The organism is Vibrio sp. 2033 (assembly GCF_033339735.1).
Genome location: NZ_JAWOVC010000024.1, coordinates 42,879 through 51,820, shown reverse-complemented (window position 1 = coordinate 51,820; position 8,942 = coordinate 42,879). Strand labels below are relative to the sequence as shown.

Sequence of the window (8,942 nt, the reverse complement as noted above, 5' to 3'; positions counted from 1 at the left end):
GCTCGACTTGCATGTGTTAGGCCTGCCGCCAGCGTTCAATCTGAGCCATGATCAAACTCTTCAATTTAAGATTTTGTTCGGCTCAATGAATACTGAACATTACATAAAGTAATGTTTGAATTGACTGTGCTGAATCCGAAGATTCAATGGTCACTTCGTTTCATTGAAACCTAATTTGAAGCCGAAGCTTCTAATTGGATTATCATCAACGAGTGCCCACACAGATTGATAGGTCTATATTGTTAAAGAGCAACTCTTCTTTGTGATTGACATCACTTCGGAAGAGGCGGCCATTCTAGCGAGATAATTTATTGTGTCAAACACTTTCTTCAAATTATTTCGTTTTTCTTTTCAGCCTTATCAACTTTGCTTAACCCCTTGTGAGGCCTTGCCCTGTCGACGAGGAGGCATTATAGAGATCGCGCTCACATTGGCAAGTGTTATTTTTCAAAAATTGCAAAAATAATGGTTAAACGATGAGTTTTCGATCAAACCTTTATTTATTCAACTTTACCCCAAACTCTCACACAACTTATCCACAGAGTTGTTCTTTGAGGCGTGTTTTTTCAAGTACCATAAATAAAGAAAGCTGCTTTATTGCAGCTATCTTTATTAAACTTAACCTAAACTCTATTTAAAGAGCATTATGGCTATATGCCAGACCCATCTTGTTCAGAGCCATCATCTTCGTGTAGGCCACATTCTCGCTTTAAGCCAAAGAATCGAGTTTCTTCCTCTGACATTCCCGGCTCCCATTTACGAGTGGTATGTGTATCACCAACTGAAAGGTAACCTTCATCCCACAATGGGTGATATTTAAGGCCGTGTTGTTCTAAGTAGTAATGAACGTCTTTATTAGTCCAATCAATTACTGGTAGAAATTTAAACACACCGTTCTGAATTGATAGAATCGGTAAACCTGCACGAGATTTACTTTGCTCTCGACGCAATCCAGAGAACCACGTTCCAACATTAAGCTCTTTTAACGCTCGACGCATCGGCTCAACTTTATTGAGCTTGTTGTATTTTTCAATTCCCTCTACACCCTGCTCCCATAATTTTCCATATCGAGCTTCTTGCCAATTCGCACTTTCTTTGGCTCGATAAACTTTTAAATTTAGGTTGAGAGCATCTGTCAGCTCATCGATAAATCGGTACGTCTCAGCAAACAGGTAACCAGTATCGGTTAGAATGACGGGGATGTCCGCTTTGGCGCGAGTAACTAAATGAAGCATAACCGCGGCTTGAATACCAAAACTAGAAGAAACCGCGAACTCGCCTTCTAGATTATCTAAAGCCCACGCAACTCTCTCTTGTGCTGAAAGCTTTTCGAGCTCGACATTAATTTGAGCAAGACGGAGGATTTGCTCCGTCTTTGTTAATGTCAGTAACTCTGTGAGCTCAAGCTTGGATGCTACAGAATCAAGCATGAAAGTCCCTCTTTGATACGAGCACTTCTTGGATAATGCCAGCACGAATAGTGAAATCGCCAAAGGCTTCGCCTTCTTCACGCTCTTTCGACCATCTAGCCACCAGCAGATCAATCTCTTCTAAGATTTGCTTATCCGTGATGTTCTCTTTATACATTTTTGGTACTCGAGTACCGGCACGGTTACCACCTAGGTGCAAGTTGTAACGACCCGGCGCTTTGCCAACTAGACCAATTTCAGCCAACATTGCGCGACCACAACCATTTGGACACCCAGTTACACGCAAAATGATGTTGTCATTTTCTGGTAGGTTGTGCTTCTCCAGAATCCCCTCCACATCAGTAACAAACTGAGGAAGGAAACGCTCAGCTTCTGCCATCGCTAGCGGACAAGTTGGAAAAGCAACACAAGCCATTGAGTTCTTACGCTGTTCACTTACGCCGTCGTCCATTAAGCCATGTTCACGAGCGATCTTTTCAATCTTCGCTTTTTCGTTTTTAGGTACACTCGCAACAATTAGGTTTTGGTTTGCTGTCATGCGGAAATCTCCTTTGTGGATTTTGGCAATTTCAGCAACACCCGTCTTAAGTGGTTTACCTGGAAAGTCTAATAAGCGACCGTTTTCGATGAAAAGCGCTAAATGATATTTACCATCAATTCCCTCTACCCAGCCAATACGGTCACCACGTTCTGTGAATTCATATGGACGGCTTTGCTCAAACTTAACACCAGCACGTTTCTCGACTTCCGCTTTAAAGACATCGCTACCTACACGATCCAATGTGTATTTGGTTTTTGCGTTCTTACGGTTTGAACGGTTACCCCAGTCGCGCTGAGTTGTTACTACAGCTGCGGCAACATCAAGTGTCTTGTCCAGCGGAATAAAGCCAAAGTCGTCAGCGCGGCGCGGATAAGTTGATGTATCGCCATGCGTCATCGCTAAGCCGCCGCCGACCAGGACGTTAAAACCAACCAGCTTGCCGTTATCTGCAATCGCTACGAAGTTGAGATCGTTAGCGTGTACATCTACGTCATTTTGCGGTGGGATAACCACTGTGGTTTTAAACTTACGTGGTAAGTAGTTCTTGCCTAGAATCGGTTCGTCTTCTTCCGTGCTTTCTACTTTTTCACCGTCTAGCCAAATCTCTGCATAAGCGCGTGTTTTCGGAAGCAGGTGTTCACTGATTCTCTTCGCCCATTCGTAAGCTTCTTGGTGTAACTCTGACTCCACTGGATTAGTGGTACACAACACGTTACGGTTTACATCACCCGCGGTTGCAATCGAATCAATGCCAATACTGTTGAGCGTTTGATGCATCAACTTAATATTCGGTTTTAATACCCCATGAAACTGGAACGTTTGGCGAGTCGTCAGACGAATACTTCCATATAAAGAGTGCTCCGTTGCGAACTTGTCGATCGCTAACCATTGCGTTGGCGTGATGATGCCTCCAGGCATACGAGCACGAAGCATCACATTATGTAATGGTTCCAGTTTTTGCTTTGTGCGTTCATTACGGATATCACGATCGTCTTGTTGATACATACCGTGGAAACGAATTAACTGGAAGTTGTCGGCAGTAAAGCCACCAGTAATACGGTCCTGTAAATCTTGCTCAATGGTGCCACGTAATAAGTTGCTTTCTCGCTTCAGGCGCTCGTTATCAGATAGCGGCCCTAACTCTTCACCTAATACAACCTGCTTATTATTGTCCGTAGAAAAAGTCATTAGTACACATCCCTCTGATAACGTTTCGCTTTACGTAGGTCATTAATAAATTGTTCTGCATCGTCACGCGGCATCTTGCCTTCTTGTTCAGCAACGATAACCAATGCGTCGTGCACATCTTTTGCCATACGCGTTGCATCACCGCAGACATAGATATAAGCGCCTTCTTGGATCCACTGCCACACTTGAGCTGCGTTTTCTAAGATGCGATGTTGTACGTAAACCTTTTCTACTTGGTCACGACTAAAGGCAACATCCAATCGGCTTAGTACTCCTGACTTGAGATACTTTTGCCATTCCACTTGGTATAAGAAGTCTTGAGTGAACGTGCGATCACCAAAGAACAACCAGTTTTTGCCTTCAGCATCACGGTTTTCACGTTCCTGAATAAAGCTTCGGAATGGTGCGATCCCTGTGCCAGGACCAACCATGATAATTGGAGTGCTATCATCTTCCGGCAGTTTAAAGTTGTTGTTATGCTCAACAAATACTTTAACTTCATCTCCCTCTTCGAGACGCTGTGCTAAGAAACTAGACGCTCCACCATATCGTTTTTCGTCGTTTTGTTCGTACTCAACCAAAGCAACCGTTAGGTGTACTTCTTCATCGACCTCTTCTTGGCTTGATGCAATAGAGTAAAGGCGTGGAGTAAGACGACGAAGCAAACCAATCAATTCATCTGCGGTTAACTTGGTTTTCTTTTCTGCCAGTACATCAACGATTTGAGTATTTGCAGAGTACTCGCGAAGCTTATCTTTATCTTCAACTAACTTTTGTAGTTTCTTGCTACCGGATAACTCGGCAAACTTTGTGATGAGCTGTGGGTTAGATGTTGTGATTTCATATTTACTCACAAGAGCACTGTGGATTGACAAGCTTTCACCATCAACGTCAACAGTCTCAACCCCAGACAAACCGACCTTACCAAGAATGGCATTTGCAAGTTCCGAGCTATTTTCAAACCACACACCTAGTGCATCACCTGGCTGATACGTTAAGCCCGAGCCTTCTAAGTCGATTTCTATATGACGAACGTCTTTTCCAGAGTCACGGCCCGTGATTTTTTGACTGGTCAGTAACGTCGCAGTGTACGGATTTTGTTTATTGTAAGGAGAGTGCGCAGTCGCAGCTTGACCCACAGGAAGTTGAACCACATCCGCTTCAGAGCCAGAAGAAAGTGTATCTTTTACCTTGTCTAACGCATTCTTACGCCATTCAGTTGCGGGGGCTTCATAATCCACATCGCAATCAAGACGCTCGATAAATGGAGTCGCGCCTAGCTTTGATAGGTAAGTGTCGAAGTCTTTACCGGTCTGACAGAAGAACTCGTAGCTAGAATCTCCCAATGCAATAACACCATATTGCAGGTTTGGCAGCTTTGGAGCCTTCTTCGATTGCAAAAACTCATGTAGCTCAATGGCATTGTCTGGCGCTTCGCCTTCGCCGTTAGTCGATGCCACAATAATGACATGCGTTTCTTTGGCTAAGTTTTTACCTTTGTAATCGCTTGCATCAAAAAGTTCGACTGCAATTCCTTCTGCTTTTGCTTCCTGTTCCAGAGCTTCAGCAACACCTTTAGCATTGCCCGTTTGGGAAGCAAAAATAATACTCAACTTACCTGCTGGCTTCGCTGATACGGCTGCCGTTGCTTGTGCAATTGGCGTTGCCGCTGTGTTTGGTTGATTTTGAGCTAATCCCCAAAAATACCCACTGACCCAAGCAAGTTGCTGTGAAGACAACTCAGAGACAGTTTGTTGGAGTGAGCTAATTTGTTGGTCATTCAGAGGGCTTGCGATTGGAGGATTTCCTCCTTGCCCATTATTATCTTCAGACACATTCTTGTGAGAATACTCATTCTTTTGAAAAGACATTATCACGACATCCCTATTCATTGCGTGACGATAGAGTACCCACTCTCCTTAATAACAAGAAAGAATAGAAGTGAATGTTTTATAACTTTTTGGAAGTAAGAACGGCTTACTTTTTGCTCATCGATCTTCAATGCGGACTTGTTGAAAGCCTACTGCCATTGCCGATTTTGACGCAGTATCCAAATCTTCATAAAGACATTCTTCGCCGTGACTGTCCGTTAGAAAAACAAAACCACCGCGCGCATGTCTGAACTCTACAACCCAACCACCCTCTTGGATTGCAGGCTCAATAATCGCTTCGATAAGCTGATTTTCACGGAATAGATGTCTTAGTTCATTTATTGTCATCGCTATCCCTGCTTTAACTTTCACATTGCTCCTAGGTAAGCATGGTCTAAGTCAGCCAAATAGGGAGAAATTTCGATTAGATATAATGAAGTGATATAAAAAAACGCCGCTTATAAAGCGACGTTTTAAGTAAATCGAATATCTAACATGGCTGAATTTAGAACGCGTATTCCGCACTCACAAAGAAGCCGTTAGCAAAAATAAACTCTTTCCCTAGATCCGACATGAATTTATCGGACTCTAAATCAATCACACGGTAACCTCCACGAAAAGCCAGTCGAGCTTTTTCGAGCGGTACATTGTATTGAACACCTGCCATGAAATCGGTGCTTTTGATACCTTTGTTGTCACCAAAGTTTATCTCACCAATCACATCAAAGTTTGTATCCGGAACTTGAATTTCTGCGTAACCATACCAAGCCCAAATCAGCTCATCAAATTCTTCTACACGCCTGCTTGAGCCAGCATCAATGTATTTAGTGTCACTTAAATTACTGAACGTGAGTCCCGCATCAAAGTGCAATAAATCATGCTCTAGAACGTGGTAATACAAGGTTAAATCGAGCTTATCGAACCCCATGTAATCCGCATCAACACTTGAGTAACGAAGGCGCGCATTAGGGACATATTTAACATCATGTTCAATCGCCGCGTAAAAAGTGCCTGCGGTACTGCTATCTCGTCTCACTTCATTAACTTTAGTGTCGGCAACCCATACCTCTGCGCCGACTTTTGTCGATACAGAGTACTCTGCAAAAACAGGAAAAGATACTGCCAACGATAATGCCGTTAAAGCGATGTTCGCTTTATTTGTCATGTAGTATTTACTCCGAGATAGCTGATATTCACGTAGAGGACGTGAGAGGAAATATACCATATTCTCACGCCTCTCCATCAACTAAATGATGTTACTCATTATTTATAGCGGGGCTGAGCGACGTAATTCTTGAAGAACCAAATACCCAATGCAATCACGATTAACCATGGTAATAGTTTAAGTACCGCTCCAACCATTCCCAGTAAAAACATCACAACTAACGCAATACCAGTTGCTGCGAATACGGTCATCATTGTGATACCCGTAACCAACAAGGTCGCCGCAAAGACTAAAATAAAGATTAGCTCCAACATAATCACTTCTCCATTTGTTTTCAATAAACAGAGCAGTTTCCATACCAACTTACAGAAACGAAGTTAAGATTATGATTTTTAATAAAAAAACAAAGCCAGAGGCATTTCTGCACTCTGGCTTTATCATTCTTTAGTTGGTAATTTTAGCCATTCACTGGCGAATTTTACACATTCAATTCTTTTGGAATCTTAGCTAGCGCGTCTTGCAATACTTCTAGACCAGAACCTGGTTTGTGCGCATTTTCACTGATATGACGACGCCATTGACGAGCACCGGGCATGCTTTGGAACAAACCTAACATGTGGCGGGTAATATGACCAAGGTACGCACCTTTCGCTAATTGCGCTTCAATGTATGGGTACATCTCTTCAACAATTTCGCTGCGTTTCTTCACTGGAGCATTAGAGCCAAACAACTCTTGGTCTACCGATGCCAGTAAATATGGGCTTTGGTATGCTTCACGACCAATCATCACACCGTCAAGATGCTGAAGATGTGCTTTTGCTTCTTCTAATGATTTCACGCCACCGTTAATCGCAATCGTTAGGTGTGAGAAGTCTTGCTTCAATTGGTAAGCGCGTGGGTAATCCAATGGTGGGATCTCGCGGTTTTCTTTTGGGCTTAGACCACTTAACCATGCTTTACGTGCGTGGATAGTGAACTGCTCACAGCCACCCTTTTCTGAAACAATAGAAACGAAATCCGTTAGGAACTCGTAGGAGTCTTGATCATCAATACCAATGCGAGTCTTTACTGTTACAGGGATATCGACCACGTCTTTCATTGCTGCGACACAATCCGCAACTAACTGCGGTTCAGCCATTAGGCAAGCACCGAAGCGACCATTTTGTACGCGGTCAGATGGACACCCCACATTTAGGTTAATCTCATCGTAGCCACGCTCTTGCGCTAGCTTGGCACACGTAGCCAAATCTGCTGGGTTTGAACCACCAAGTTGAAGGGCTAACGGATGCTCTTCTTCGTTATAAGCCAGGAAATCTCCTTTTCCATGAATGATCGCACCTGTCGTCACCATTTCAGTGTACAGCAGGGTTTCTTTGGTCATTAAGCGATGGAAGTAGCGACAATGACGATCAGTCCAATCTAACATTGGTGCTACGGAGAGCCTGCAAGAATGAGTCATGATATAAACACCCGTTTTTATGTTGCCAAGGTCGAGCGCAGCAGTACGCTCAAAAAATAAGTCGGGTATTGTATACCCAAGCACCTCTGGGTGCTAGTTTCAGCGAGAATGATTTGGTTGGCTGACTAGCCAAGTGCTTAGGAATACGCAGAAGTAATACGAATCTGTCATTCGTTGATTCATTCTGTGATGATTATTCCGCCTTCACACCACCACCGACTTGCTTTAATTCATGATTTTCGTTCTGATAGTGGGTAAAATGAAGCATTTCTAAACGAACTTCGTATAGAAATGATTTATCATAGAGCACGTCCGATAGTTATGGTGAAAGGTTTGAACCCAACAATCATTGAACAAATTGAAAGTATCTGCGCAGAGCGTGGAGTACGACTGACTCCGCAACGCCGACGCGTATTTGAACTCATTTGTTCTAATCGCCGCGCCTCAAGTGCGTATGAGCTATTGGAGCAACTAAAAGAGAGTGAGCCTCAGGCTAAGCCGCCCACTGTTTATCGAGCATTAGATTTTCTCCTAGAACAAGGCTTCATCCACCGAGTGGAATCGACAAATAGCTTTATTACTTGTTGTTCTTTCAATACTCAGCAGCACTTTTTCCAATTACTAATTTGCGATAAATGTGGTGATGTCGTTGAACTCGAAGATGAGACGCTGATATCCTTGTTAGCCGAAAACGCCGAGAAGCATGGATTCAAACTGACCAACCAAGTTATTGAAACTCATGGTGAATGCCAGGCCTGTTCCTCCGAGACGAAAGAAAAAGTATAGAAGAACGTTATGCGCGCTGAATTTGTAAACCCGTTTTTAGCTTCTTTAATGAACGTGCTAAAAACTATGGCTTCTCTTGAGCTGAAGCCACAAAAACCGCGAATCAAAAAAGATGAGATCGCACGAGGTGACGTTTCTGGTCTGATTGGTATGGTAGGCCCACAAACTCGTGGTTCAATGTCGATCACCTTTGATGAAGCACTCGCCCTAGAAATCATGCAGAACATGCTTGGTGAACGTCCAAATGGGCTCAATGAAGAAGTGACCGATATGGTGGGTGAGATCACCAACATGGTTACTGGTGGTGCGAAACGCATTCTGGCGGAAAGTGGTTTTGACTTTGATATGGCTACACCGGTTGTGGTTTCGGGCCGAGGTCATACGATTCGCCACAAGTGTGAAGGCTCGATTATTATCATGCCTTTCTCTTCCCAATGGGGAAATGCATTTATCGAAATTTGCTTCGAATAAAAGAGAAAAAATAGGTTGGCACTGGCCAACC

General features: G+C 43.4%; 9 protein-coding genes and 1 rRNA gene. 2 read left to right on the top strand and 8 right to left on the bottom strand.

From position 1 onward, the window contains the following. The 8 genes from R7P74_RS21655 to dusA form a co-directional block, all read right to left on the bottom strand. A 16S ribosomal RNA gene (locus tag R7P74_RS21655) occupies nt 1-67 on the bottom strand; the annotation flags it as partial. A 583-nt stretch (nt 68-650) separates the two neighbouring features. Continuing rightward, on the bottom strand, nt 651-1,430 hold the full coding sequence (locus R7P74_RS21650) for a phosphoadenylyl-sulfate reductase (protein ID WP_005382748.1): 780 nt from the start codon (nt 1,428-1,430) through the stop codon (nt 651-653). Further along, entirely contained in the window at nt 1,423-3,159 is a 1,737-nt protein-coding gene (cysI, locus tag R7P74_RS21645) for an assimilatory sulfite reductase (NADPH) hemoprotein subunit (protein ID WP_225474178.1), read from the bottom strand. Before cysI ends, R7P74_RS21650 begins: the two co-directional genes overlap by 8 nt. Next, nucleotides 3,159-5,030, bottom strand: a complete 1,872-nt coding sequence (locus R7P74_RS21640) for an assimilatory sulfite reductase (NADPH) flavoprotein subunit (protein ID WP_262656811.1) — start codon at nt 5,028-5,030, stop codon at nt 3,159-3,161. The genes cysI and R7P74_RS21640 overlap by 1 nt, the downstream gene beginning before the upstream one ends. A 117-nt stretch (nt 5,031-5,147) precedes the next feature. Further along, complete coding sequence (locus tag R7P74_RS21635; protein WP_005381264.1) at nt 5,148-5,378, bottom strand: hypothetical protein; 231 nt, start codon at nt 5,376-5,378, stop codon at nt 5,148-5,150. Between the two features lie 157 nt (nt 5,379-5,535). Further along, nucleotides 5,536-6,195 carry a TIGR04219 family outer membrane beta-barrel protein gene (locus R7P74_RS21630; RefSeq protein ID WP_053307553.1) on the bottom strand — a complete coding sequence of 220 codons (660 nt, stop codon included), beginning with the start codon at nt 6,193-6,195 and terminating at the stop codon, nt 5,536-5,538. A gap of 98 nt (nt 6,196-6,293) precedes the next feature. Next, on the bottom strand, nt 6,294-6,509 hold the full coding sequence (gene pspG, locus R7P74_RS21625) for an envelope stress response protein PspG (protein ID WP_005381266.1): 216 nt from the start codon (nt 6,507-6,509) through the stop codon (nt 6,294-6,296). A gap of 164 nt (nt 6,510-6,673) precedes the next feature. Further along, nucleotides 6,674-7,654: a tRNA dihydrouridine(20/20a) synthase DusA gene (gene dusA, locus R7P74_RS21620; protein ID WP_017821727.1), complete on the bottom strand. Its 981-nt coding sequence runs from the start codon at nt 7,652-7,654 to the stop codon at nt 6,674-6,676. A gap of 321 nt (nt 7,655-7,975) precedes the next feature. Between dusA and zur the strand changes: the two genes are divergently transcribed. Both zur and R7P74_RS21610 read left to right on the top strand, forming a co-directional pair. Further along, entirely contained in the window at nt 7,976-8,440 is a 465-nt protein-coding gene (gene zur / locus R7P74_RS21615) for a zinc uptake transcriptional repressor Zur (protein WP_005381268.1), read from the top strand. 9 nt (nt 8,441-8,449) lie between these two features. Continuing rightward, nucleotides 8,450-8,911, top strand: coding sequence for a chemotaxis protein CheX (locus tag R7P74_RS21610; protein WP_005381269.1), 462 nt, complete (start codon nt 8,450-8,452; stop codon nt 8,909-8,911). Nucleotides 8,912-8,942 lie beyond the last annotated feature (31 nt).